Source organism: Patiriisocius sp. 208BN25-11 (assembly GCF_058147145.1).
Map to the genome: position 1 here is coordinate 56,610 of NZ_JBYVJY010000011.1, position 24,942 is coordinate 81,551.

General features: G+C 36.2%; 27 protein-coding genes. 13 read left to right on the forward strand and 14 right to left on the reverse strand.

The window, feature by feature from the left end; translation table 11 throughout:
• Positions 1–14 precede the first annotated feature (14 nt).
• Complete coding sequence (locus ACY2RS_RS12340; protein ID WP_490098967.1) at positions 15–1,478, forward strand: magnesium chelatase; 1,464 nt, start codon at positions 15–17, stop codon at positions 1,476–1,478.
• Between the two features lie 580 nt (positions 1,479–2,058).
• On the opposite strand, the gene ACY2RS_RS12345 is transcribed toward ACY2RS_RS12340, so the two are convergent.
• The 4 genes from ACY2RS_RS12345 to ACY2RS_RS12360 all read right to left on the reverse strand — a co-directional run bounded on the left by ACY2RS_RS12345 (position 2,059) and on the right by ACY2RS_RS12360 (position 5,872).
• Entirely contained in the window at positions 2,059–2,436 is a 378-nt protein-coding gene (locus ACY2RS_RS12345) for a LysM peptidoglycan-binding domain-containing protein (RefSeq protein ID WP_490098968.1), read from the reverse strand.
• 145 nt (positions 2,437–2,581) lie between these two features.
• On the reverse strand, positions 2,582–3,640 hold the full coding sequence (gene corA / locus ACY2RS_RS12350) for a magnesium/cobalt transporter CorA (RefSeq protein WP_490098969.1): 1,059 nt from the start codon (positions 3,638–3,640) through the stop codon (positions 2,582–2,584).
• A complete protein-coding gene (locus ACY2RS_RS12355) occupies positions 3,624–4,493 on the reverse strand; it encodes a mechanosensitive ion channel family protein (protein WP_490098970.1) in 870 nt (289 codons plus the stop codon). The genes corA and ACY2RS_RS12355 overlap by 17 nt, the downstream gene beginning before the upstream one ends.
• A gap of 137 nt (positions 4,494–4,630) precedes the next feature.
• Positions 4,631–5,872: an NAD(P)/FAD-dependent oxidoreductase gene (locus ACY2RS_RS12360; protein ID WP_490098971.1), complete on the reverse strand. Its 1,242-nt coding sequence runs from the start codon at positions 5,870–5,872 to the stop codon at positions 4,631–4,633.
• Positions 5,873–6,011: 139 nt separating this feature from the next.
• On the opposite strand from ACY2RS_RS12360, the gene ACY2RS_RS12365 reads away from it, so the two are divergent.
• Entirely contained in the window at positions 6,012–6,425 is a 414-nt protein-coding gene (locus ACY2RS_RS12365; protein ID WP_490098972.1) for a 6-pyruvoyl trahydropterin synthase family protein, read from the forward strand.
• A gap of 41 nt (positions 6,426–6,466) precedes the next feature.
• Here ACY2RS_RS12365 and ACY2RS_RS12370 read toward each other — a convergent pair whose 3' ends face one another.
• A complete protein-coding gene (locus tag ACY2RS_RS12370; RefSeq protein WP_490098973.1) occupies positions 6,467–7,228 on the reverse strand; it encodes a CDP-alcohol phosphatidyltransferase family protein in 762 nt (253 codons plus the stop codon).
• Positions 7,229–7,465: 237 nt separating this feature from the next.
• On the opposite strand from ACY2RS_RS12370, the gene folE reads away from it, so the two are divergent.
• The 3 genes from folE to ACY2RS_RS12385 are packed head-to-tail and all read left to right on the forward strand — an operon-like array spanning position 7,466 to position 9,118.
• A complete protein-coding gene (gene folE, locus ACY2RS_RS12375) occupies positions 7,466–8,164 on the forward strand; it encodes a GTP cyclohydrolase I FolE (protein WP_490098974.1) in 699 nt (232 codons plus the stop codon).
• A gap of 10 nt (positions 8,165–8,174) precedes the next feature.
• Positions 8,175–8,699 carry a glutathione peroxidase gene (locus ACY2RS_RS12380; RefSeq protein WP_490098975.1) on the forward strand — a complete coding sequence of 175 codons (525 nt, stop codon included), beginning with the start codon at positions 8,175–8,177 and terminating at the stop codon, positions 8,697–8,699.
• Positions 8,696–9,118, forward strand: coding sequence for a hypothetical protein (locus tag ACY2RS_RS12385; protein ID WP_490098976.1), 423 nt, complete (start codon positions 8,696–8,698; stop codon positions 9,116–9,118). The genes ACY2RS_RS12380 and ACY2RS_RS12385 overlap by 4 nt, the downstream gene beginning before the upstream one ends.
• Here the strand turns inward: ACY2RS_RS12385 and ACY2RS_RS12390 are convergent.
• The 7 genes from ACY2RS_RS12390 to ACY2RS_RS12420 are packed head-to-tail and all read right to left on the reverse strand — an operon-like array spanning position 9,099 to position 14,407.
• The gene (locus ACY2RS_RS12390) at positions 9,099–10,586 is read right to left on the reverse strand and encodes a cryptochrome/photolyase family protein (protein ID WP_490098977.1); all 1,488 of its coding nucleotides are present in this window, start codon (positions 10,584–10,586) and stop codon (positions 9,099–9,101) included. The two genes, ACY2RS_RS12385 and ACY2RS_RS12390, sit on opposite strands and share 20 nt — an antisense overlap.
• A 3-nt stretch (positions 10,587–10,589) precedes the next feature.
• Positions 10,590–10,733 carry a DUF2256 domain-containing protein gene (locus ACY2RS_RS12395; protein WP_490098978.1) on the reverse strand — a complete coding sequence of 48 codons (144 nt, stop codon included), beginning with the start codon at positions 10,731–10,733 and terminating at the stop codon, positions 10,590–10,592.
• A complete protein-coding gene (locus ACY2RS_RS12400) occupies positions 10,730–11,362 on the reverse strand; it encodes a flavin reductase family protein (RefSeq protein ID WP_490098979.1) in 633 nt (210 codons plus the stop codon). The genes ACY2RS_RS12395 and ACY2RS_RS12400 overlap by 4 nt, the downstream gene beginning before the upstream one ends.
• Complete coding sequence (locus ACY2RS_RS12405) at positions 11,349–12,842, reverse strand: cryptochrome/deoxyribodipyrimidine photo-lyase family protein (RefSeq protein WP_490098980.1); 1,494 nt, start codon at positions 12,840–12,842, stop codon at positions 11,349–11,351. The genes ACY2RS_RS12400 and ACY2RS_RS12405 overlap by 14 nt, the downstream gene beginning before the upstream one ends.
• On the reverse strand, positions 12,818–13,936 hold the full coding sequence (locus ACY2RS_RS12410; protein ID WP_490098981.1) for an FAD-binding domain-containing protein: 1,119 nt from the start codon (positions 13,934–13,936) through the stop codon (positions 12,818–12,820). Before ACY2RS_RS12410 ends, ACY2RS_RS12405 begins: the two co-directional genes overlap by 25 nt.
• Positions 13,937–14,227, reverse strand: coding sequence for a TIGR03643 family protein (locus tag ACY2RS_RS12415; RefSeq protein WP_490098982.1), 291 nt, complete (start codon positions 14,225–14,227; stop codon positions 13,937–13,939).
• A 3-nt stretch (positions 14,228–14,230) separates the two neighbouring features.
• Entirely contained in the window at positions 14,231–14,407 is a 177-nt protein-coding gene (locus ACY2RS_RS12420) for a Lacal_2735 family protein (RefSeq protein ID WP_490098983.1), read from the reverse strand.
• Between the two features lie 157 nt (positions 14,408–14,564).
• On the opposite strand from ACY2RS_RS12420, the gene ACY2RS_RS12425 reads away from it, so the two are divergent.
• The 3 genes from ACY2RS_RS12425 (at position 14,565) to ACY2RS_RS12435 (ending at position 17,026) form a co-directional block, all read left to right on the forward strand.
• Positions 14,565–15,773 (forward strand): helix-turn-helix domain-containing protein, encoded by a 1,209-nt coding sequence (locus tag ACY2RS_RS12425; protein ID WP_490098984.1) that lies wholly within the window; start codon positions 14,565–14,567, stop codon positions 15,771–15,773.
• Between the two features lie 120 nt (positions 15,774–15,893).
• Positions 15,894–16,421 carry a DoxX family protein gene (locus ACY2RS_RS12430; protein WP_490098985.1) on the forward strand — a complete coding sequence of 176 codons (528 nt, stop codon included), beginning with the start codon at positions 15,894–15,896 and terminating at the stop codon, positions 16,419–16,421.
• Between the two features lie 38 nt (positions 16,422–16,459).
• Positions 16,460–17,026: a DUF8453 domain-containing protein gene (locus ACY2RS_RS12435; RefSeq protein WP_490098986.1), complete on the forward strand. Its 567-nt coding sequence runs from the start codon at positions 16,460–16,462 to the stop codon at positions 17,024–17,026.
• 59 nt (positions 17,027–17,085) lie between these two features.
• On the opposite strand, the gene ACY2RS_RS12440 is transcribed toward ACY2RS_RS12435, so the two are convergent.
• Both ACY2RS_RS12440 and ACY2RS_RS12445 read right to left on the reverse strand, forming a co-directional pair.
• Entirely contained in the window at positions 17,086–18,783 is a 1,698-nt protein-coding gene (locus ACY2RS_RS12440; RefSeq protein ID WP_490098987.1) for a M61 family metallopeptidase, read from the reverse strand.
• 77 nt (positions 18,784–18,860) lie between these two features.
• Complete coding sequence (locus ACY2RS_RS12445) at positions 18,861–19,133, reverse strand: DUF2188 domain-containing protein (RefSeq protein WP_490098988.1); 273 nt, start codon at positions 19,131–19,133, stop codon at positions 18,861–18,863.
• A 593-nt stretch (positions 19,134–19,726) separates the two neighbouring features.
• On the opposite strand from ACY2RS_RS12445, the gene ACY2RS_RS12450 reads away from it, so the two are divergent.
• The 5 genes from ACY2RS_RS12450 to ACY2RS_RS12470 are packed head-to-tail and all read left to right on the forward strand — an operon-like array spanning position 19,727 to position 24,942.
• Positions 19,727–20,521: a type IV toxin-antitoxin system AbiEi family antitoxin gene (locus ACY2RS_RS12450; RefSeq protein WP_490098989.1), complete on the forward strand. Its 795-nt coding sequence runs from the start codon at positions 19,727–19,729 to the stop codon at positions 20,519–20,521.
• Positions 20,518–21,309 (forward strand): nucleotidyl transferase AbiEii/AbiGii toxin family protein, encoded by a 792-nt coding sequence (locus tag ACY2RS_RS12455; protein ID WP_490098990.1) that lies wholly within the window; start codon positions 20,518–20,520, stop codon positions 21,307–21,309. The genes ACY2RS_RS12450 and ACY2RS_RS12455 overlap by 4 nt, the downstream gene beginning before the upstream one ends.
• A 16-nt stretch (positions 21,310–21,325) precedes the next feature.
• Entirely contained in the window at positions 21,326–22,354 is a 1,029-nt protein-coding gene (locus tag ACY2RS_RS12460) for a helix-turn-helix transcriptional regulator (protein ID WP_490098991.1), read from the forward strand.
• Between the two features lie 16 nt (positions 22,355–22,370).
• A complete protein-coding gene (locus ACY2RS_RS12465) occupies positions 22,371–23,975 on the forward strand; it encodes an AAA family ATPase (RefSeq protein ID WP_490098992.1) in 1,605 nt (534 codons plus the stop codon).
• A 1-nt stretch (position 23,976) separates the two neighbouring features.
• The gene (locus ACY2RS_RS12470; protein WP_490098993.1) at positions 23,977–24,942 is read left to right on the forward strand and encodes a hypothetical protein; all 966 of its coding nucleotides are present in this window, start codon (positions 23,977–23,979) and stop codon (positions 24,940–24,942) included.

Here is a 24,942-nt window from a genome sequence, read left to right on the forward strand (position 1 = left end):
ATTCAAGAAATATTATGGATATAAAAGAAATTAAAACACTTGGTCAACTAAAAAAAGCCGGCTACCAATACAAAAGCGTTAAAGAAGAATTACGTAGAAATCTATTGCAAAAACTAATGCAAAAGGAAACAGTTTTTGAAGGCATTCATGGCTATGAGTACACGGTAATTCCAGAATTAGAACGCGCGATTTTGTCAAAGCACAATATCAATTTATTAGGATTACGCGGACAAGCAAAAACGCGACTGGCTCGCCAGATGGTCACCTTATTAGATGAGTACATTCCGGTAGTAGAAGGAAGTGAAATTAATGACGATCCATTTAAGCCCATTTCTCGTTATGCTCAAAACCTTATGGAAGAGAAAGGTGATGATACTCCTATTTCTTGGTTGCACAGGGACATGCGTTTTTCTGAAAAATTAGCCACCCCAGATGTGACTGTTGCCGATATTATTGGTGATGTCGATCCTATTAAAGCTGCCAATTTGAAATTGAGTTATGCTGATGATAGAGTGATTCATTTTGGAATGATCCCAAGAGCCAACAGATGCATTTTTGTGATTAATGAGTTACCAGATTTACAAGCTAGAATTCAGGTAGCCTTATTTAATATTTTGCAAGAAGGTGATGTGCAAATTAGAGGTTTTGCTTTGCGCTTACCATTAGATATTCAATTTGTGTTTACGGCAAACCCAGAAGATTATACCAACCGTGGAAGTATTGTAACGCCTTTAAAAGATAGAATAGGGTCTCAAATTTTAACACACTATCCAGAAACACTAGAAACTGCCAGAACGATTACCGCACAAGAAACTGCCGAAGCAGCAGCCGAAAAGGAAAATGTATACGTACCCGAATTAGCCAAAGATATCTTAGAGCAAATTAGTTTTGAAGCTCGCGAAAGTGAATTTATCGACGCCAAAAGTGGTGTGAGTGCCCGTTTGAGTATTACTGCCTTTCAAAACTTATTAAGTACTGCTGAGCGAAGAGGATTGCAAAATGGAAACCCTGAAACTGCAGTACGTTTAAGTGATTTCTTAGGTGTGATTCCTGCTATCACAGGTAAGGTTGAATTGGTCTATGAAGGAGAACAAGAAGGTGCCAATGAAGTGGCCAAACAATTGATAGCCGATGCTGTGAAGACGCAATTTTTGCAATATTTTCCAAAGGTAGAGAAACTACAAAAAGCAGACGATCACGATCCGTATCAAGGCATCGTGAATTGGTTTTTTGAGCAAAGTAGTTTTGAATTACTAGATACCTTAGACGATCAAGAATATCAATTACAATTAGATCGTATAGAACCACTAGACGATCTAATCCATGAATACGCACCCGATACTCCAAATGACGACATCCCATTTTTCAAAGAATTTATTCTATGGGCATTGGTCGAAATGAAAAAACTGAGCAAGTATAACCTAAGCGATGGTATGCGTTTTAAAGATGTGTATGGGGGTTATATTAGTGGGCTTTAGCATAGACGCTTCGCTTGTAGGAGGTAGGACGCCTTTGGCTTGTAGGTGTTAGTTTGTAGTATACTTCTTTGGAAGCAGGTAGATACTATTTCTTAGATGTTTTTGAACACTTCAATAGGTGTTAACCATTTATAAATAAAGGACTCTCCTCTTGAGGGGCAAATTCCTGTAATGTGGCAATAACAAATTTATCGTCGTGAATTTTCATTTTCCCCGCCCTTCCGCGTGTCGCAGGAGCTTTAGCGGAGGCGCAAAGGGTGTGAAAATTCACTAAATTAAGAAAAAACCACCCTTTAGTCCCGAAGCTTCGGGATGGGAAAAGTTTTTGCTTAGATTTTTGCCTCTAACTGAGAATTCTCCCCTTGAGGTGAGCTAGAGGGGTGTATTATCGAAGATCGAATCAAAATCCAAATGTAATTTAATTTGTAGTAAGCTTCACTGGCAGTATTTCATATTTCAAACTTCTACATTTAAAATTTTGAATTTTAACTTTAACATGGTAAGTATAAACTAAGATTTCAGTAATAAAAAAAAGCTCGATAGAAACCTATCGAGCTTTGTCATGTTTTGTAACATAAATTTATATGTTTGGAATCACCAATTCTTGTCCTGGGTGAATCACATCTGGGTTGTCTAATAACCCTCTGTTTGCTTCAAAAATTGCTGTGTACTTCATTGGATCTTTAAAGTAGTGCTTTGCAATCTTGCTTAAAGACTCTCCGCTAGCCACTGTATGACGTGCGTATACAGATTCGTCTGCTACTTTAATATCTGCCATGATATCTGAAGGGCTTTCACCACCAGCAGCTTTAATAGCATCCCATAATAGGTTTTTTTCGTGTGGAGTTCCAGCAGTACCTGTTACATGAAGTACTCCATTTTCTTCTTTCACATCTCCGTTTTGGATATTTAGTTTTTCACCAAGCTCAAGAACGCTTGCGTATTTTGCTCTTACCATTGTATTCTTTGTTAAATTAATATGATGCTTAAAGATACAATTTTTTTGATTTATTTTTTGTCTGAAATACCCTAAGCTCCATTTTTGTTTTAGGTTTTCGATATAAGGTCCAAATAATCTCTTGTTTATTCATTACATTTCTATTTTAGAGCCATTTTTTTCTTCTAAATATGATCAATAATGCCACAGCAATAACAAACATTACAATCAACAATATGTGATATCCATATTTGTAATGAAGTTCTGGTATATTTTCAAAATTCATTCCGTAGATACCTGCTAAAAAAGTAAGTGGGATAAATATAACAGAGATGAGCGTAAGTAGTTGCATAACCTTATTCATTTTAAAACTCACTTCTGCAATAAAAACATCTTGTAAACTATTTAGCATGTCTCTATACGATTCTAAAGCATCCATGACTTGTATGGTGTGGTCGTACAAATTTCTTATATATGCAATTGTTTTTTCTTCAATACGCGGACTTTCAGACTTTGAAAATCTATTGATAGCTTCTCGTAGTGGAGCAATCGATTTTCTTAAGACCAGTAATTCTCTTTTAAGCCTATGGATGTTCGATTTTTGTTGTGTTTGTTGGTCTAGATTAATGGCCTCTTCTAGCATTTCAATTTCTTCCTCTATTTGTTCCAGCACAACAAAATAATTGTCAACGATTACATCTGCTAATGCGTAGGCCAAATAGTCGGTTCCTCTTTGTCGTATTCTTCCGTTGCTGTTTTTGATACGATTTCTAACGGCAGAAAATAAATCACTATTTTTTTCTTGTAACGTAATGATGATTCCTTTTCTGAAATATATCGCTACATGTTCTTTATGGATTTTGCCTTCTGTAGCATCAAAAGAAATTGCTTTTAAAGTTATAAAATTTCCGTTTTCATACTCATCATAATAGGCTCTTTGATTTACATCTACTGCATTTTCTAAAACAATGGGGTGAATGTTAAAGGCGCTTCCTAAAGATTCTATGAGTTGGATATCACTCATCCCACGTATATCATACCAATCAACGTTTTCCTCTTCTGCGGGATTGAACGTTATTTTTGAATGGGTGTCATGAGTGCTTTCATTGTATTGTTTTGTATCGTACTTGAGATAATGAACAAAAACTTTTTCATTGGTGTAATTTCCAGTATAAACGATAGCACCTGGTGCTAATCCAGTCTTTTTTTTACTTGGTGTCTTCATGGTTAGCGTCTAGGTTATTTTTATGAATAAGTGTGCGGTAAGGAAAAGGTATTTCTATGTTTTCTTCATCAAATCGAGATTTGATACTTTCTAATAAATCACATCCCATAGTAAAAGCATCAGGACTGTCTTTCGCCCAAGCCCAACCTCTTAGGTTCACAGAAAAATCTCCTAATGAAATAACTCTAACAGGGGCTTGAGGTAGGTCACTAGCGATATCCTCTGGACTTCGTACATCAATAGACAAGGGATGATGTATAATTTCTTCTTGAATAATAGTTTTTGCAAGCGTAACATTGGCATCGTAGGCAATCCCAATATCAATCCATTTGCAAATTTTATCATCTCCAAAATCTGAGTTCACAATACTCTCACTCCCCATGGTTGCGTTCGGAATGATAATACGTCTGTTTTCAAAATCTCTAATGACGGTATGCCTCAATGTGATGTCTTCAACAACTCCAGATTTATCGCCAACTCTAAGACGGTCGTTAATGCGAAAGGGTTTAAAAATTATAATAAAAATACCACTTATAATGTTTCCGAGTGCTTGTTGCGAAGCAAATCCAACAGCCACAGCAAGAACTCCCGCACCAGCAAGAAGTGATTGTGCAAAAACCTTAAGTTGAGGTATACTATAGATAGCTAGCGCAATCCCTACTAGGTATATTAATACAACAATAGCTCTTCGAAGAAATGTGTAATTTGTAGGGTCACTTTGTAAATCTTTTCCAATACGTGCTATTTTTTTCTTAAAAATACGGTCAACAACATAGGCTGTACAAATTGTGAAAACAATAATTCCTATTGGAATAATAAAGTTTTGCCAACTGGTATTTATAAAATATTTCATACGATATGCATATTTTAAGTTAGGTTCATTTTGTGCATGTTGGATTCACACAAATAGCGTGAACCAAGTAAATGTAAATATTTAATTTACTATTTATTATGTAAATGATTTATTCCTGCAAAAAAGTATTGAAAAGTTTATTTTTGACTTTCTATCACAGCAAGCGCAGCACGTTCTCCTGCAATCATTGCTGCATTTAAAGAACCATTCAATACCGTATCTCCTGCAAGAAATAACGAAGAAGTTAATTTTGTTTCAGAAGGGGATATATCGTAGTGTATGTCTTGTAGGGCGGGTAAGGCATTGGGAATATAAAAATGTGCAAGAAACTTGCAGTCGTTAATGCCACAGTGACGTTCTAGTTCTGTTTGCACTTGCTTTGTTAAAGATTCTACTGATAAGGAATGTTCTTTTACGACAGTAACCGAGAGTAACTCTTTTGCTCCCTTTGAATTTGTTTTTAACTGTGTTGGGTACACAATGTTATTGATTAATGTATCTGTGTCTGCAATGAGACCGATAAGTGCTTTTTTAATCACTTTGTGTGATGTTTCAAAATAAAGGGTATCACACGATTTCCATTGTATGTCTCCCTTTTTAAAACCAGGAATAAGATTTCCAGGAGTAGTAGCTATGATAGTGTAATCACTTTCTAAATGAGTATTGTCTTCAAGTGTAATACTGTTTTCTTTTACAGTCGCCACGGGGCTGTTAAAATGAAAAGTAGTTTTGGTTAATTTTGCTTTTAATTGTTTTGGAATGGCCTCAATCCCATCTTTTGGTATGGTAGCTAATCCTTTAGCAAACATTTTGTACACAAATTCAAACATTCTACTAGATGTATATAGATCTGTTTCTAAAAAAATACCACTAAAAAAAGGTCTAAAGAATTGTGTAATGATGTTTTCTGAAAATCCAAAATCCAAAAGATATTGATAGGTGGTCTTTTCTTCTTTTCTGAAAATCTCTTGGATACTCATTCTCTTTACGAGCAATGATAATTCTAAGATTTTCATTTTGTCTGAGAAAGAAGCAATTCCCGAAAAAACAGTAGGTGCCAATAAGGATAGTTTCCGGAGAGGGTCTCCTATAATTTTTGCTGCTCCATTTTTAAAAATTGTTGTTCCAGGAAGAAAGGCTTGTAGTGCTAGTGCATCATAATCAAGGTATTTTTTTGCTGCAGGATACTCAGTTAACAAGACTTGAAAACCTTGATCTAATTGATACCCATCCATAAGGGTCGTTTTTACTCTACCTCCAACGCGATCTGTTGCTTCCAGTATCACCGGACTAAATCCATGCGCTTCTAGAACTAAAGCTGCCACTAGGCCACTTACTCCAGCACCAATAATATGTACTTTAAGATCTTGTTTTTCCATAAGGCGATACCACAACGAATTAAAATGGTGTTGATAGATCAAGTATCATTTTAATTTATGTTTAACAATTGTTTTCGTACGTTAAACATAATAATAAATACCTTTACCACATAATTTTTATGAAACTAATAATTACGACATGAACAAAACAGCCATTATACGTTGCGAACATTTTAACGCGGCACATAGACTGCACAACAAAAATTGGAGTGATGAAAAGAATCGGGCTGTTTTTGGGAAGTGTAACAATCCTAATTACCATGGGCATAATTATGATCTTGAAGTTAAAGTAATAGGCGTGTGTGACCCTGAGACAGGCTATGTTATTGATACTAAAATCTTATCAGATCTTATAAAAGATAAAATTTTAAATCGATTTGATCATAAAAATCTAAATCTTGATACCGAGGAGTTTAAAGACCTAAATCCAACCGCTGAAAACATCGCCTTAGTAATATATGAATTGCTTAAACCAGAATTAGATGATAGTTTAGAGCTGAAAATTAAATTATACGAAACTGCTCGGAATTATGTGGAATATCCATATTCGTAAAAGAGTGTCTTACACGCGCTTTAAATAAATGATATTTTAGGTTATAAGGCTTTCCTAATGCCTATAAAGACTAAAATCATCAAAGAATACCACAAAAAGAAATCAATGATGTATTCTTTGTAGCCAAGCACAAGCATGGCACTTATGAGAAGTAGTTGAAAACCGAGTCCGAAGGTAGAAATAGCTGTCATTAGAAGGTTCGGTAAAGTTTTCCCTTTGGCTGCATTTGCATCTAGTTTGTAGATAATTGCGTCAAAAATACCATACAATGTTTTATAAAGGGCAAAGAGTAGCGTAACATGTTTTTGTTGTTCGCCTGGCAAGGCTATGGGTGTTTTATTTTCAAAAACTCTACTGGTAGTATCTCCATGTACTTTGTTTCTCAAAATTACATAGTAGTAATTATACAAGGTTCCTTGTAACTGAATCCCAAAAAAAGCGAGCATACTAGACAGTAATGTAGCTTCGGTTATCTGCCAAAGTGTTAAGAAGATACAAAAGTTTAAAAGGATGTCAGCTACAGAATCAAGATATCTACCCGTGTAAGATGGGGTGTTTTTTACTCTGGCAAGCTCTCCATCTGCAGCGTCTAAAATGGACTTTAAAATAAGAAAAAAAGCGGCTGCCCAATAATATCCAAAAAGCATACAAGCAATACCCAACATGCCAGAAACTACAAACCATAATGTTACATGAATGGCCGTATAACGGGTGTCTTTAAGGGAAGCAGCTATCAACCTAGCAATGGGTCTTCCATAATCAGATAGGTCTATAAATTTATATTCTTTAGGTACTTTGGACATTGATTGCTACTATATAAATGTGAATTCATATCGTACCCATTTGTTATAACAAGGACACCAAGAATTACGAATGCGTAAATGTACAATAGCTGAGAAGATAACACAGTACTTATTTATTAATTTTGTTTATTCTTTAACATAATTAGTTAAACAAAATAGTAATTTTGAGTACACAAGGTTTTAAAAAACAAATACACATATTGTGTTTTTACTTTTAATTCCCTAATAAAAATTACTATGAAAATAGATACACAAGACCTAACCATTACCGGAACAGCAACACTACGTGACTTTAGCATTGAAGATGTAGGAGACGATCATTTATTCACTGGATTAGAAACCCCCATGCGTGATGATGCTTTTGATTTAACTGACGAAGAGAAAAAAGAACGCATTGCACCACTTTTTGCAGAAATCATGGAAGTACTAGGCTTAGACCTCACAGACGATTCTCTAAAAGGGACTCCAAAACGAGTTGCTAAGATGTATATCGAAGAAATATTCTCGGGGTTAAATCCCGCCAATAAACCTAAAATTGCATTGTTTGATAACAAATATCAATACAATCAAATGCTAGTTGAAAAGAACATTACCTTTTATTCAAATTGTGAGCATCACTTTGTACCTATTATCGGAAAGGCTCATATTGCTTATGTTTCTTCAGGGAAAGTGATTGGTCTGTCTAAGTTAAATAGAATTGTACAGTACTATGCAAAGCGTCCGCAAGTGCAAGAGCGTCTTACCAACCAAATAGGAGAAGACTTAAAAGAAATATTAGGAACAGAAGATGTTGCAGTAATTATAGATGCAAAACATTTATGTGTATCTTCCAGAGGAATTAAAGATGATACCTCTGCAACGGTTACTTCATTTTATGGTGGTGTATTTAACACCCCAGAGAAAATTGTAGAGCTTCAAAATTACCTAAATCAATAAGAAACCTAACATGAATCTAGATATCCCAAACAAAAATCGAAGTCTTTCTAAAGAAAAAAGCCTTCCTTCTATCTATGATATAGCTATACAAAGCCTGCAAAACAAACCAATTGCTTTATCCGATTTTAAAGGAAAGTACATCTTTTTTGTCAATGTAGCTTCTCAATGCGGATTTACAGGACAATACAAAGACCTGCAAAAACTGAGTGATACCTACAAAGATTCTTTAGTGGTCATAGGAGTTCCTTGTAATCAGTTTGGGAGTCAGGAGCCCGGAGATGCTAGCGATATCCAAAGTTTTTGTGAGGTTAATTATGGTGTTAGCTTCCCAATTACCGAAAAAATAAAAGTGAAAGGGCCTTCTCAGCATCCGCTATACCATTGGCTTACTTCTCGTGAGCTCAATGGTAAAAAGAATTCTAGTGTGAAATGGAATTTTCAGAAATATCTGGTAAGTCCAGAAGGAAAGCTCATCGACTACTATTTTTCTATCACAAAGCCCATGAGTTCTAAAATTACCAAGCATCTAAAATGACTTTTGCCACCGCGCAACTAGTCATTGATTTCGGATTGGTTGTTTTAATTTGGATAATCCAGCGGCTTGTATATCCTAGTTTTTCGTATTATTCAAAAGAAGCGTTAGTGATTTGGCATCGAAAATACACTGCACGGATTGGGAGCATTGTAGGCCCCTTAATGATTGCGCAATTAGCAATGGCGGTGTATGCTCTTTTTAATGAGATAACGATTTCGCATATCACAACGCTTTTGATTATAGGTTTTCTATGGCTAAGTACAGCAATGCAATTTGTACCCATTCATCAAAATATTTCTAAAGGTCGTATTGATGACGGTATGCTGGCTGCATTAGTGCGTAAAAATTGGATCCGAACTCTTGCTTGGACCTTCCTTTTTGGGTTTCATCTTGTACTTTTTATGTTTCATCTAAACTAGTAAGATAAGCTTCTGCGTTTTGCACATGCGTTACTTTCTTTTCAGGAGGCATCTTGTCATACATTCTTACCAGCATGGAGAGTCTAGGGTTTTTTAAGAAAAATTCACGGTGCTTGTCCATAAAATTCCAAAACAGTCCGTCCCAGGTGGCTTGCCAATCTCCTTTTTTGTAATTACTCATTTTCATTAAATAATTACTGCCACTTATATACGGTTTGGTTGCAAATAAGCCACCATCTGAAAACTGACTCATACCATACACATTAGGCACCATTACCCAATCGTACGCGTCAATAAACAATTCCATGAACCAACGGTAGACTTCTTTTGGATCAAATTCGCATAAGACCATAAAATTCCCCAACACCATAAGGCGTTCTATATGATGGCAATACCCTGTTTCTAAAAGCTTTTTTATAGTCGTATCTATAGGCGGAATGCCAGTAGTACCATCGTAAAACGAAGCTGGAATCTTTCGGGTAAAGCCCCAAAAGTTCTGCGTGCGTTGTTCGCAGCCTTTTGCTTCATACATGCCTCGTATAAATTCTCGCCAACCTATAATTTGCCGCACAAAACCCTCGGTAGAATTGATAGGAATGTTGTTTTCTTTGGCATATGTTAAACAGGAATCTATTATTTCTTCCGGAGTTATTAGCCCTACATTGAGCATTGGCGTCAACACACTATGATTTAATATCGATTGCTCGGCAACAATGGCATCTTCATAAACTCCAAATTCTAAGAAACGTTGTTCAAAAAACTGTTGTAACCAAGCTTTTGTTGTTATTGAATTAGTAGGGTATAAGGCGTATGTTGTGAGCGACCCTAAGTGCTCTTTAAAATGTGTGTTTACATAACTACTTGCCTCTTTGTAATACGCATCTACGTCTGGAAATTGTATCGATGGTGGTGTTTTCTTGGCAGGATACTTTTTGCGGTTTTCGGTATCGTAGGTCCATTTTCCGCCTATTGGATCTCCATTTGACTCCAGTAAAATGTCTCTTTTTTTACGCTGCTCTTTGTAAAAAGTAGTTTGGTGAAATTTCTTTTTTTCGGGTTTAAAGAATGAAGCGAGATCGGTAGGTGTGTTTAAAAATAAGGGATTCTCTAGTTTCTCTACGGAAATTTCCTGGGCTGCACAACCCTCCTGTATACGTTTATCTAGCCAGTAATCGGTAGGGTCAATGTATTGAATTTTTGTGATGCCTTGTTGCTTCAATTCGGGAATGAGCTTCCGAATATCCGATCGTTCTTCTATGGCTTTCACATAATGCAGGGTGAGGTGCTCATATTTCCGAAGTTGGTCAGCATAGCATTGCATACTCGCTCTATGAAAGGCAATTTTTTGTTTGTGAAAGGGATACTGCTTGAAAAACAAATATTCTTCTACGAGGTATATGGTTGCATGCTCGCGCACTAATGGCGAGTCCTTAAAGAGTTGATGCGGAAAAATAAGCTGTACTTCCATAAATTATGAGTTCTTTTTTGATTTGTTAGCACTGCAACGTTTGCTGCAATAGCGCACTTCTTCCCAATTTTTTTCCCATTTTTTGCGCCATGAAAACGGACGCTCGCATACCGGACACATTTTTTGCGGTAGATGTTCTTTTTTCATGAGCAAAAATCGGGAGTTTCTGAAACCTTCGCGTACGGATAGCTCGCTATTTTTTGCAAAGAATAATAACTATTTAAACCCGAAATCCCCACACTATGTGTGTTTTCAAGGTTGATGTCTTCTTCTCTAGCAGCAGCATCTGGTAAGATAAGTTGTTCTATTTCGCCAATCACCAATACCGTCCCGTTTATAGGAATATCAATGGCTTCCTTAAAGCGCATGCCCATTTTAAAGGTACTTTCTTTTACAAAAGGCGCTTTGCAATTGTCGTGGTATGCTTCGGAAAGTTGACAGCGTTCAAACTCTGATAGGTGCTCTTCAAATTTTGCTGAGGTATAATGTGCTCGTTCTACAAAAGAAGGATGTACATGATTGATGGTATACGAACCATTTTCTAAAATGTTTCTGTAGGTGTGTCCTACAGCATCGGTTTGAGGTCTCGAAATAAAACCAATAAGCGCCGGGTTGCTCCCCAAATGAACTACTGAACTAAAAATAGCAAGGTTGGTTTGCCCTTTATCATTGATGGTCCCAATGAGATTGGCAGGTTTGATACCCGTGACCGAGTTGATGAGCTTGAGTCGCTCAACGCGATCCATAGCAGTAATGGCTTCTTTAGTGTAGATCATTGTGTGTTCTATTTACGTGGGTATGTAACAAACGTTTTTTCTCTTTTTGTACGGCAGGGTGCTTTTTATGTCCCCAAATTTTTTCTCTTGCTTTGCGAGCACTTTCTTGCAGTGGTATAATAGGAGCAGGGTAGTCTTTGCCAATGTACACGCCGCAAAACTCTTGCTCCATTACAGACATTTCCCAAGGGGCATGAATGTAAGAAATAGGAACCTCTCGAAGTTCTGGAATCCATTTTTTAATAAAGACACCCTCTGGATCGTGTTCCTGCGAATTCTTTACAGGATTGTACAATCGAACGGTATTAATTCCAGTAGTGCCCGCCTGCATTTGAAACTGCGGATAATGAATCCCAGGTTCGTAATCTAAAAAGAGTCGCGCTAAATGATAGGTGCCTTCACGCCAATCTTGGTCTAGATTTAAAGTTAAAAAAGAAACCAGCATGGCACGCATTCTAAAATTAATCCAACCCGTATCTTCCAGCGCACGCATACAAGCATCTATTAATGGATAGCCTGTTGCGCCTGTTTTCCAGGCTTTGATATAGGCTTCGTTTTTTAAATGCGGTAATAGTTCGTAGCCTTGGTTGATGCAATGTGTTTCATAGCGGCATTCCACTTCAAACTTCTGTATAAAATGACAATGCCAATGCAAGCGGGTAAGCATGGCAGAGAAGGCGCGATTGTTTGCCGTTCCGTTTGGATGCGTTCCTATGTATTGAAAAGCTTGTTTAATGCTCATATTTCCCCAAGCGAGATAGGGGGAGAGTCTGCTGCAACCCGTTCTACTTTCATGAGGTTTCGAGATGTGTTTTTGGTAATTAGCGCCTCTTTTTTCGGCAAAAGAAGTTATATACCGCCAAGCGTTTTGCTCTCCTGCGGGTTGGTATTGTTTTGGGTATGCACTCCATTTATGTTGTAAGACTTCTGGGAGCGGGAAGGGATGCTTTTGCGTTTCTAGTGATGCAGTACTGTACCGATTTACAATGACGGGCTGGTGCATGGTGGCATGCCATTTTGTGTTCCATTGGTTTCTGTTTGTGATGCCTCGTATAATACCATCTCTCTGAAACTCTTGCCAAACAATGTCTTGTTGCTTACAATAGCGCGCCAATTTTTTGTCTCTATCGTAGGTAATCTTTGTGCCACTTTCTTGGTAACTAAAAATGTGTTGTATTGCATATTGTTCTTGCAAGTATTCAAACATTGCTGCTGCTTCTGTGTAAAACACAGTCACTTCTCTTTGAAATGATGCTAGCGTCTTGTTCATGGCAAGAATACTGTGATAGCAAAATTGCAAATGCCTTGTGCTAGTATCTGGGTAGTGTATTAAGGAAGGTTCAAAAGCATATGCAATGAGGTACGGGATTCCAGTTTGTTCGGCAGCAAACAAAGGTGCATGATCTTGGGTGCGTAGATCTCTTTTTAGCCAAACGATATTGATGGTTTGTTTTTTCAATAGCGCAGTTGTTTTTTGCATTTTTTCCAAAAGCCAAAAAAGGATGGGAAGTAGCCTTGCACATCAAACATCCAATCTCTTGGGGATTCGGTGCCTTGGTAATGGGTATTTAAAGGATGCTCTTTGTAATGAATGTTTCCGAAGGTATACGCAGCAAGCAGTTCTTGAAATTCGCCCACATAGATTTGAATATTTGGAATGTTTGCTTCGGAAATGTTCGTGATAAAGTCTATGCTTTTCTGTGATACAGGATATTGGTTAAAATGCGAAGGTTCTAACAGCAAAATACGATTGGCATGGACCTCTTCGTCCCATAAGGGATCTAGATTGTAACTGTTGTAAATATAGGTGGGAAGCGCTGCATCTACCTTTAATTCTGTAGTGTCAGAAAGTGGCGTTTTAAATTCTATTGGCGTAGTCTCTTGCAAAACCTCTGGAATAGGCATGGTAGCAAAAGCCTCATAGGGCACATCCAAAAAAGTATCTTTTTGTGAACTAAAACAATACTTGTTAATGTTGTCTTGGTTGGCTACGTATTTCTTGTTGGCATTGGCGCCTGCTACCCATTGCCAGCTGAGGGCATTGCTCGCCCAATCTGCATCGAGTAGGTGATAATACATCCAGTGTGCAGGCCTTTTCCAGTGGCTTTGCGCCATGTTGCATGCAATGGCAGCAATGTACATCCGCAAGTGATTATGCAAATAGCCAGTTTTATAAAAATTCGTGATGGCATCGTCTATGGCGGTAATGCCGGTGGTGCCTTCTACAATGGCTTTTGAAATAGCCATGTTTGCAACGGGGTGTTGCGTGTTTTTTAAATCCTGATTGATGGCATCACCTTTGGCAATCCAAACCTGTTGCCAGTAATCACGCCAAGCAAGTTCTTGAATAAATTTTTCTATCTGAGCTGGTTGATAGCCACGAGCCAATACACGATCTAAAACCTGTTTGGTAGAAATAACACCTCTTGAAATGTATGGGGACAAATAGCTAACAGCGCCGTTGACGAAATTTCGAGTAGCTCCATAGTTTACGGGATCTAATGTATCTATTCGTTGTAAAATTTCAGCATAAGACAAAGGGAAAAGTAATTCGTCTGTATCAAATAATTGCATTTATCGTTTGCTAATTTTATTGCCTGTAATTTGGCGTTGTCGCGTACATTTAAAACGAGTGATGTCTGGATTACGTTTTTTAAGATGCTTTTGGCTCACGCCACTATTGACCCGTTTGCGCCAACGCTTAAAACTCGATTCTTTAAGCGTACCGCGCATGATTTTTATGACCTCCTTTTCGGGTACCCCAAACTGAAATTTGATGGCTTCAAAAGGCGTCCTGTCTTCCCAAGCCATTTCAATAATGCGGTCTAGTTCTCTTTCTGTAAAAACAGTAGCTGCAGTTGCCATGATTTATGCAGAAGATTTACTAATGGCTTCCAATTTTTTCATGACCTCTTCGGCCTCAAAGGCTTTCTGATCACTTAGTTTTCTATTGGTTTTAGAAAGATCAAAAGCCTCTTTGGTGAGTTTTTGATATTGCTCTTGCAATTTTTCTTTCTCAGTTTTCTTTTTAAACAATCCAAACATATCTTGATTTTTTTTATAGGCAAAATACACTGCCTATATGAATTATAAAAATACAGGTTGTTTAATTAAATTATGTTAAAGTTAAACAAAAATACATGATAAGAATTCATCAATATTTCAATTACATTTATAAAAAAATATAAAAGTAATTCCATACATGTTTTTAGCTGCCTTTCCAGATTTTAATTTATACAGCACGCCATTATTAATTCTTATCATACAAGGCTTATTTTTTGCAGGTTTGTTGCTAAAAAGATACATTAAAAAACGTGCAGTATCTGATCTCCTGTTAGTGCTTATCATTTTAATTACCTGCTATGATAGAACCTCATACACTATAGGTTTTATGAGTTGGTATGACACGTATAGAACCACAAAAATTAATTACTTTTTATTCGAACTCTCTTTAGTGCTAGCTCCTTTTCTCTATTTTTATGTAAAGGCTGTTACCAGTAGTGTTTTTAAGTTTTCTAGGCGCGATTTGTTGCATTTTATCCCTTGGTTTGTTTATCTAGGCATTAAATTATTTATCTACTTTACAGATGCTTCTTCTGCAAATTTTTCTGAAGTTCAAAACGGTGCTATGGTGACAGATTTTCAATGGCCGTATCTCAATCCTATTGTTAGTTTGTTTTCGATGTTGCAAATGGTTGTTTACTTGGTGCTTTCTTTTCAGATGTATTTTAGCTACAAACATAAGATTCAAGATTTCTTTTCAAACACGCACACCGTTGCGCTTAAATGGTTGCGAAATTTTTTAATTGTTTATGCCTTTTTGTTTGTCTTTAATAGTGTGCAAAGTATTATAGATACTAGTATTGTGGAATTAAGTTGGATACAATCTTGGTGGTATCATTTCTTTTCGGCAATTGCTATCATTTACATTGCCATAAAAGGTTATTTTACACCTGTAGGATCTTTAAAAGACCTAGGGTTTTCTTACGAAAATTTCAGTTTTAATAAGCAACCTTCTCAAAAAATAGAAGTTATAGCAACAGAGAAAAAAGCTGAAGCGCTAACAACTGCTCTTTTGAAAAAAAAGGAACATTTAGCGGATTTTATTGAAAAGGAGCAGTCTTTTTTGGACCCCGATATTACATTGGTGACTTTGGCTAAGCAAATGGGCATGTCTCGAGAAGAATTATCTGAAGTCATCAACAAGGGGTTTCAGTTAAAATTTAATGACTTCATTAATAGTTATCGAATTGCTGCCGTAAAAGAAATGCTCTTGGCTAATAAACAAGCAGACCTATCTTTAATTGGAATCGCTTTTGAATGCGGTTTTAATAGCAAACCCACCTTTAATAGAGTCTTTAAGAAGTTAGAAGGCTGTTCTCCTACGCAATTTATAACTAACTCAAAATAAGTATTTTATGATTTTTGAGACGTCTCAATTCGTGTTTGAGACGCTGTTTTAATGATTTGAATCCTACTTTGTTTGTTTGTTTTACACTTTTGTACTGTTCAACAAATAAATGATAATAACATGAAACAAGTATTCGAAAAATTAATTACACCTGTAACACAAACTTCTATCCTAAGTGATGTATTGGTAACCATTCCTAGAATTATTTGCGGTCTCCTTTTAGCCTTTGACTTTGGGGCCTCAAAATTTGGAATGCCTTGGACTCCATCTGACAAAAATCTCTCGCTGTTTGAAGTTTCTAATTGGTTTGTAGATGACGTTGCTAATTTTGGAGGTGTCTTTGCCATGTTTCCTTTGTTTTTTGCCTGGATGGCAGCAGGGAGTGAAGCTATTGGAGGTTTGTTATTGGTAGTAGGTGTTAAAACTCGATTTGCAGCGTTCTTTATTTGCTGCACCATGTTAGGAGCTATTTTTCTTCAAAAATGGGATCAGGGTGTTTGGGGGATGTTGCCAGCTTTTGGTTTTTTATGGGTTGCTATCTACAGTTTGGTACAAGGGTCTGGCCGTTTTGGATTGGATTTCTTATGGGCAAAAAAACTAAAGCAGCTTAGGTTGTTAACAACGCCTCTTCATACCATCAACAAATAAAATCAACTAACATTTCCGAAGAAAAAAATAGAACTATTATGAAACTACTACATACAATTATTTCCAAATTAAAAGAGACCAATATAAATTTAATTGTTGCCTTGAGTGCTGTTTTTTTAAGTGCTTGTGCGTTGTTTATTTCTGTACAAGAAGTGCGTATTATGCGTGTGCAGCAAAAGGCTACGATGTTACCTTATGTTACCATTGGTAAGAGTTATAATTCGAAGGGGTTTGGGATTGTACTAAAGAATAGTGGTAACGGATTGGCGAAAATTAATTCGTATCAAATTTATAATGATAGTATGTATTTTAACAGCTGGGAGGATGTTTTGAAATCCTTAGCTCCCAAGGCTAAGATTGATTATTCTATGATTAGAACGGCAGGGAATATTAGAGATGAAATGATTACTCCTAAAGAAGAAATTAACCTTATTTTTCTAAAATGGAACCAAGAAACGCGCCTGTTTGAAAAATACATCGATGACTTAAAAATAAGAATTTGTTATTCTTCTCTATTAGAAGAACACTGGGTGGTTACAGATGTAAAATCGATACAGCAAGTAGATGCTTGTGATCCTGTTGCTGAGAAAGAATTTGGCTTTTAAGGTTGTTTTTTTTAAATTAAAAATGCAATAAGCTGCTAATTATGAATGCATTATATTCTTTAAAAAGGTAGCTTTTCCTTGTTTTTTGCTGTGTCTTTTAGCAAAGGGATGGCTGCTTCTGTAACAGGGTAGAAGCTTACCTTTTCTTCTTTGGTGCCCACCAGCTTTTTAAATTCGGCTTTATAGTCGGTGCTTCCCATATAATAACTTATAGCGGTAAGCACATCTCCCTTGCGCAAGCCAGCTTTATAGGCATTAGAGTTTTCATCGATGCTTGCAATACCTTTTTTATCTTCTGTAAATTCGAATCCGAGATCAAAAACAGTGGCTTTGGGATCATAGGCAAACCCAAAATCGGTATAGAGCATTTCAAAATCCATAGGGATTCCGTTGGTGATGTGTTTGTCAAAAAATGGACGAAGATCCTCACTGAGAAAAGTATTGGCTTTTTGTATGAAATAGTCGCTGTTTATTTTTTGATCTTTTGACAGCGCATCTTCCTTAATGGCTAGCATTAAATCATCTAGAGACTGTTTTCCTTGGCTGTCTTGATATATTTTATTGTCAAGGTAAAAGGCAAACAAGGCGCCGCGGTAGTAGGGGAGTTTTTGAATATCCATACCACCCGCCCAAAAGCTTTCGTAATTAAAATCGGCATTGAGCATATCCCTTACCGGAGAGGTGTATAGATTTTTAATGGTGGTATTCATATTTTCTATGAAGTAGCTTTTGTCTTTTTCTGAAATGTTAGAGGTCGTAATATTTTTAAACGCATAGTACTCTGTAAATCCCTCACTAAACCAATATTGCCTTTCCTCGTCCTCATTTTTGATGATATGTCCTGTCCAATTATGAATTAACTCATGATTGAACAAATACATGAGACCGTCAAATTCTAAGTATTTGTTGTTGGAAGCATTTACGGCAAAGGAATTTGTTAAGCCCGTGCCCTGAAAACTGCTGCCTCGCTCTTGAACCGTAGGAATCATGGTAACCGAAAAATAGGGTTGTGTGTGGTCTTGCCAAAGGGCTCTTTGCGAGCGTACTGTTTTTTCTAAAAGGTTTACCAACAGAGAATCATTTGGTATGGTTTCCCAAGTATCGCGAATGGCGAAGGCTACCGTGTTATTTTCGATAGGTATCTTGTGTATTCTGAAATCTCCTCCAACAAATACTGCGCTATGAAATTCAGATTCGGTGATAGCAGGCAGGTATTGTGATCGCTCTTGCACCCCAAAACTATTTTGAAAGGCAAAGTCTTCTGGAAACGTTTTCCATGTTAATGCTAAAGAGAAGGGAGTGTTTTTTGCTGTAGAAAGTTCTTTTGGCAACACAAAAGCGTTGTGAGAAAAGAAGTGAAAATAGGAGGGTTGTACAATAGGTCTGTAGGTTTTTCTAGAAGTTAACGGTCCTTTTGTGTCTTGTACTAGTGTATACTCGAAGGTGAGTGTTTTGAGGTCTTTTGGGTGTTGTATTTCTATCCAATTACTGTCTCTATTTTTTTTAATTTCACCTTGCACATCTTTTAATTTCATAGAGGTAATGACGTTTTGGAGACTGTCTTCTCCCCAAGCTCTGTCTTGAAATAAAAGTATGGTAGTTCCTGACGCAGATGCTTTGCATCTGGCTTGTATGGTAAGGATTGCTGTGCTGTCTTTTAAGCTATGATGTAAGGTATACGATACATCGGGTTGTTTGTCGGTCGAACAAGAAAAGAGCAGGAGGCATACAAGAATACTTGAGAAAAGAGTTTTCATAACGTAGTTTTTGGTGGTATATATAAGACGCACCAGAAAACTAGGTGTTACACAACAAAGACTACCGTTTTGGCTTTCTAGTCATAATTAATGCGATCTCTAATGGTACCATCTGCTCGATGGATAATGACATCTGCGTTGCGTTTTTTGGCAATGCGTTTGGCTTTATTAATGGCAGTAGATTGTTTTCTATGTGCTGAGGTCACGCGTTTGTTTCCTTCACGGCGTACCGCCCAACCTTTTTTATACGGCACCACATGCTGGTGCCAGGTTCTAGGTCTGCTACTTTTTCGAGAGGCATTGTAGACTTCTTCTATAATTTGGAGGAGGGCGCGTAGGAAGTTTTTCATTGGGGTTTATTTCTTATCAAAAATCTGATTTTAAAGATAGGAATTATAAGGTATTATATGGAAAAATATTTTTGTGTTGGGGTAAGAGAAAAAGAACTTGTAAAAAGACCATTATAATAGTCTTTTTGATGCACTTTAGGATATTCATACTAATAATGGTAATTTTAGAAAGCAATCTTCTCTTCTAAAAGTGCTATCAAATCAGAATCATAGTACTTGTAACTATCAGGAATTTGTAATACTGTAATCTTTGAATAATATGTTGACCCAGTATGTCTCTTAATCTGGTCAAAATGTTTCTTTTCCATTACAAAGACTTTGTCTGCCCATTCTAATAATTCTTCAGTTAATTCAGTAGTGCCTTCCTTTATGCAAATTTTACTGTTTGTTCCGGCACTTCGGAATTTGTGTTCGGGATACTTTTCAGCAAAGTAGTCTTCAGCTGTTTTAGAACGTTGTTTGTTATCGGAACAAATAAAAAGGAGTTCATAATAAATTTTAAATGTATGTAAAGCGATTTAAATATAAAATACTTTAGTAAACTTTCGAGAAAAAGGGTGATTTTTACTACCTTTCTTAAAAATTTACTAAGATTGACTTTATCAGCTTTTATTAACAATCAATTATCACTTGAAAATTATGCCTTTACGTATGATGAAGTCGTTAGGATGTATGCAGATAAGTCTGAAACCTCATTAGTAAGCGACCTTAAATACGCTACTGAAAAAGGGAGCATTTTATCGTTACGGCATCATTTTTATTTGATTATTCCACCGCGTTATTCAAAGATGGGTAAACTACCCATTGAGTTGTACATCAATAAACTTTATAAATTTTTGGAACGAGACTATTACGTTGGTTTGTATTCAGCCGCCCGTTTTCACGGTGCCGCGCATCAACAAATTCAAAAGGAATATGTCATAAACAATGGCAAGCCGTTGCTAGATATATCACGTAATAATATTAACATAGACTTTATTACCACTCAAAAGTGGCCACAAGCAAACATCATAATGCGTAAAAGTGATGCTGGAATGTTCAATATTTCAAGCCCAGCTCTTACAGCAGCCGATTTACTATACCATCAGTCTAAAATAGGCGGTATCAATCGAATGCTGTCGGTAATTGAAGAGTTGAGCGAGGTAATTACTAAAGAGGATATTTTAAAGTTAGTAGAATGGTATCCGCATAAGAGTGTATTGCAACGCCTTGGCTTTATATTAGAAGAAGTTGATGGAAATTCTCAAAACATAGAAATACTTTATGACCACCTCAAACGATTAAAGTTCTACCCGACCCTTTTGAGTCCGAGGTCTAAAGAGAAACCTGGAGCAGTAGATAATCGTTGGAAAGTGGATGTAAATATTAAAATGGAAAGCGACCTATGATTCCAAGACCTTATATAGCGCAATGGCAATTACAAGCACCTTGGAAAGTGTTTTCCCAAGTGGAGCAGGACTTAATCATAAGTAGAGCCCTTGTAGAAATATTCTCAGACCCCTTCTTAAATGAAAACCTGGCGTTTAGAGGCGGTACCGCTTTACACAAATTGTACCTCAATCCTGCACCACGATATTCTGAAGATATTGACCTCGTCCAAGTAAAGCCAGGCCCTATTAAACCAATTCTGAAACGTATTGGTGAGGTCATCACCTTTTTTGAGCAGGAAAGAAGGACTAAGATTGGCGTACACGGAGCAAAAGCATTGTATCGTTTCAACTCAGAATATGAAAACATACCGCTGCGTCTCAAACTAGAAATCAACTGCAAAGAGCATTTTAATGTATTGCCTTGGGTAGAGTTTCCTTTTCAAATAGAAAGCGAGTGGTTCTCAGGCTCAGCCAATATTCGAACATATAGCATTAACGAATTACTAGGCACGAAGCTACGTGCATTGTATCAAAGAAGTAAAGGTCGAGACCTCTTCGATTTGGATTATGCACGTTTAAATCAGCAAGTAGATATTGATGAAATCATCCAATGCTATAATGCGTATATGCAATTCTCTGTGGGTAAAGTACCTACTCAAAAAGAGTTTCTAATCAACATAGAAGAAAAAGAAAACAACCCAGATTTCACAGGAGATATGGAAGCACTACTTCGTTCAGAAGTAACCTATAATCAAGAAGCAGCTTTTGAGTGGCTTAAAAAAGAAATCATTGAAAATCTAAACTAAAAAACAGTAATCATAAATGCCACAAAGCAAACACCAAATAATAAGATATCAAGCATTAAATAGATGTTTTCGTAATAAAGCGAAGCACTATTTCATAGAAGGCCTTATTGATGCGTGTCAAACCGCTTTGTATAATCATACTGGAAATCCTGAAGGTGTAAAAAGGCGACAGATTTACGATGATATCAGCTTTATGATGAGTGAAGCGGGATACAATGCACCCATTGAAAAAGACAAGATTGGACGTAAAGTATATTACTACTACGATGATGTAAATTTCTCTATCAATAATCAACCTCTTACCGAGGATGAAGCACTAGAACTTAAAGAGACTTTAATTGCATTAAACAGATTCAAAGGCTTACCGCAATTTGAGTGGATTCAAGGAATGGCAACGCGTTTAGAGGCATCATTTCAGTTGGGCACAGATGCAAATCAAGTGATTGAATTTGAGGAAAATGAATTTCTGAAAGGAAAAGAATTTATCCAGCCATTGTACCACGCGATTACCAATAAAAAGGTATTAGGGATTAACTACAACAGCTTTAAATCGAACAACGCTATTGACATTGAATTACACCCTTATTATCTCAAACAATACAACAACAGATGGTTCATTTTTGGTAGGAATCCAAAATATGAAAACATAACGAACCTTGCACTAGATAGAATCGAAGATATAACACAAGTCAACAAGACCTATATTCCTACGGACATTGATTTCCGTGAATATTTTGAGGATATACTCGGTGTTACCTACGATAGTGAGAATGAAGTTGAAAAGGTACTGGTAAAAATAGATTTAAGTTTATGGCCGTATATAGAGACTAAACCCATGCACGGTTCGCAAAGAGTAATATCAAAAAATGAATCAGAAATAGTTATTCAACTCTCGGTGATGCTGAATTACGAGTTAGAGAGTACATTATTACAATTTGGAGAAAAAGTGAGGGTAATTGAGCCCCAGAAGTTAAGAACGAAAATAACGGAACGCATAAATCAAATGCGAGCCAATTATAACAATGCAGATACACTGCATCCATAAAAAATAGTTTTGCATTATGAAGACAGGTAAACAAACAAAAGGGATTGGATTTAAAAACTTTAGGAGGTTTCCGGATTTCCCAATCCTCAAATTTGGGGATATTACATATCTGGTAGGCCGTAATAATTCTGGTAAATCCACAATGGTCAAAGCTCAGCTTTTGATGATGGATTATCTAAAGGAGCAGCTTCACAATACATTTTCTTTTGATAGTGCAGTATTGGAAGATGCAAATATTGTAACCTTTGGTAGAGCAAAGAACAACAAGTCTGAATCTAACCAGATTGAATTTACCTTGTCTCTAAACAATATTTATTTTACTGTAGTCATTTCTGGAAAAGACAATTCAACCAAAGCAAATGTTTTGTCTTTTGATGTTGAGGATAAGGTTGAAGGTATATCACTGACAGTAGATTATACCAATAAGAATATCAATCTAAGAAAGACTCAAAAAAATGTTGATTCTAACAAAAGAGACTTAGTGCATACAATGGTTGAACTATCAGGAGACTTGCAGGACATTGAAGAAGAAATCTCAAAGTTACCCTCAAAAGCTTCAAAAGAATACCTGACTTTAAACGACAAACGAAATTCCTTAAAGAAACAAATTGATAAAATAGAAGTATCTATTCCTTTAAAAACAGAAGATGAATCTTATGATTACAATGTAAATTATCCACTTCAATTCTTACGAGTTGGTCAGATGTATGATGTCGAGGAAGAGGACGAGGATGAATATAACGTTGTCTTATCTGAAGACACTATGATTCAAGAGTTCATTGCCATTGTACTTCACTTTAATGAAATACAATATAAAAAAGATATAGAGAAGTCTAAGGACAACACAGATAGCGAATTCAATCCAGATTCAATTGAGGTATATCAGAATGGTTCTAAGCTCAGAAGATGGGCAGAAAAAGTTAGCAATCTCATCAATTCACAAGACTTTCAGTATATACCTGCAAACCCAAGTAAGCAATCGGCATTGTTCGCATTGAGAGACAAAAATAATGACCTTGCACAAGCTATACATCATTTTAAGCAAGCCGGCTTAGATGATAAAGCAGAATCTAAAAAATTTGTAAAGCATTGGATGAAGGAATTTGAAGTGGGTGAGGATTTTTCTATCAAATTTTATGCTGGTGAAGCTTATGAGTTTTACATATCCGAGGACGGTGCTCAAAATCACTTATCAGACAAAGGAATGGGCTCGCTGCAGATAATGAGTTTGATTTTAAAGCTGGCAACTATTCTCTTTGATAAGAAGAATGAAAATAAAAATGTTCCAACGGTGCTTATAGAAGAACCTGAACTCAATCTACATCCAGGATTACAATCTAAACTTTGTGATTTGTTCCTAAGTGTTTCTAAATACAATATTAACTTCTTGGTAGAAACACATTCAGAATATTTGATAAGAAAATCTCAGGCACTGGTTAAGAAATTAGAATTTGATGAAAACGACGAACTCAACACCAATCCGTTCAAGGTATATTATTTTCCCAAAGAAAAGGGAGATTTACCCTACCAAATGAGATACAGAAAAGATGGTAAATTTAGTAATGAATTCCGTCCAGGTTTTTTCGATGTAAGTGCAGACCTAGTATTTGATATGTTTTAAGATGGATATATATATTAACGAAACAAATCTAAATGCATTTTTAAGCAGGTATGAAGATGAATTCTTCTCAGACTGTATGCAGCTGCTAAAACGTCAACTTAACGTACACTTTAATTTTCCTAAAACCAAACTGCGAGATAATGACCAATTTATGTCTTTAGCAAGAAAGTTAACAGAAGGTGTAGGAACGACCTATACGACATTTGACAATGAATTTCCCTCTGGAGCTTTAAAAGCAAATACTACAAATACTTTTGATAGTAGTCAGCTATCCTCTGTTTATTGGATTGACAATGACGATACAACCAAATTAAAAAATACTGGTTCTGTCGTTATAGCAGAACCTGGTGAAGAAATCGAAAGTATCCGAGCATTATTTTTTAATCAAGACGATTATCTTTTTGAAAAAAAATACAGAATAGGAGAACAAGGATTTACTTGTTGGGATGACATATCCGATATCTCTCTACCTCTTACCGATATAATTATCGCCGACCCATATTTGTTTGCACAAAAGGATGGGGATGAAACCATACAAAATACAATTGAGAGCTTAAGAAATTTAAGCAGTAAATCTTTTGTAAGAGTAAATGCAATTGTATTTATTAACCCACAATATACAACCTACTCAGACCAGGAAATTACGACAGCAATCATTAAAGGATTAAAAGATAGTACTGGTATTAAACCAAATGTTACCGTTATAAAAACAAGAAGAGGACACGACAGAACAATTCTCACGAACTATAAACGAGTTTATTCTGGTGATACATTTAATTATTGGAATGATAAAGGAGTTTTGCTAAGTAAAGGTGTTGAAATATCATTTTCAAGCCTCGCAAGCAGTGAAAACCATAAACTATTTAATGATTTAATTAGTGATTTTCAAAATATTATAGATTTCAACAATGCAAATGAAGTAGCTTATAATCAAGGCGATAAAGTCTCAAACTATTTAAATTTTTAA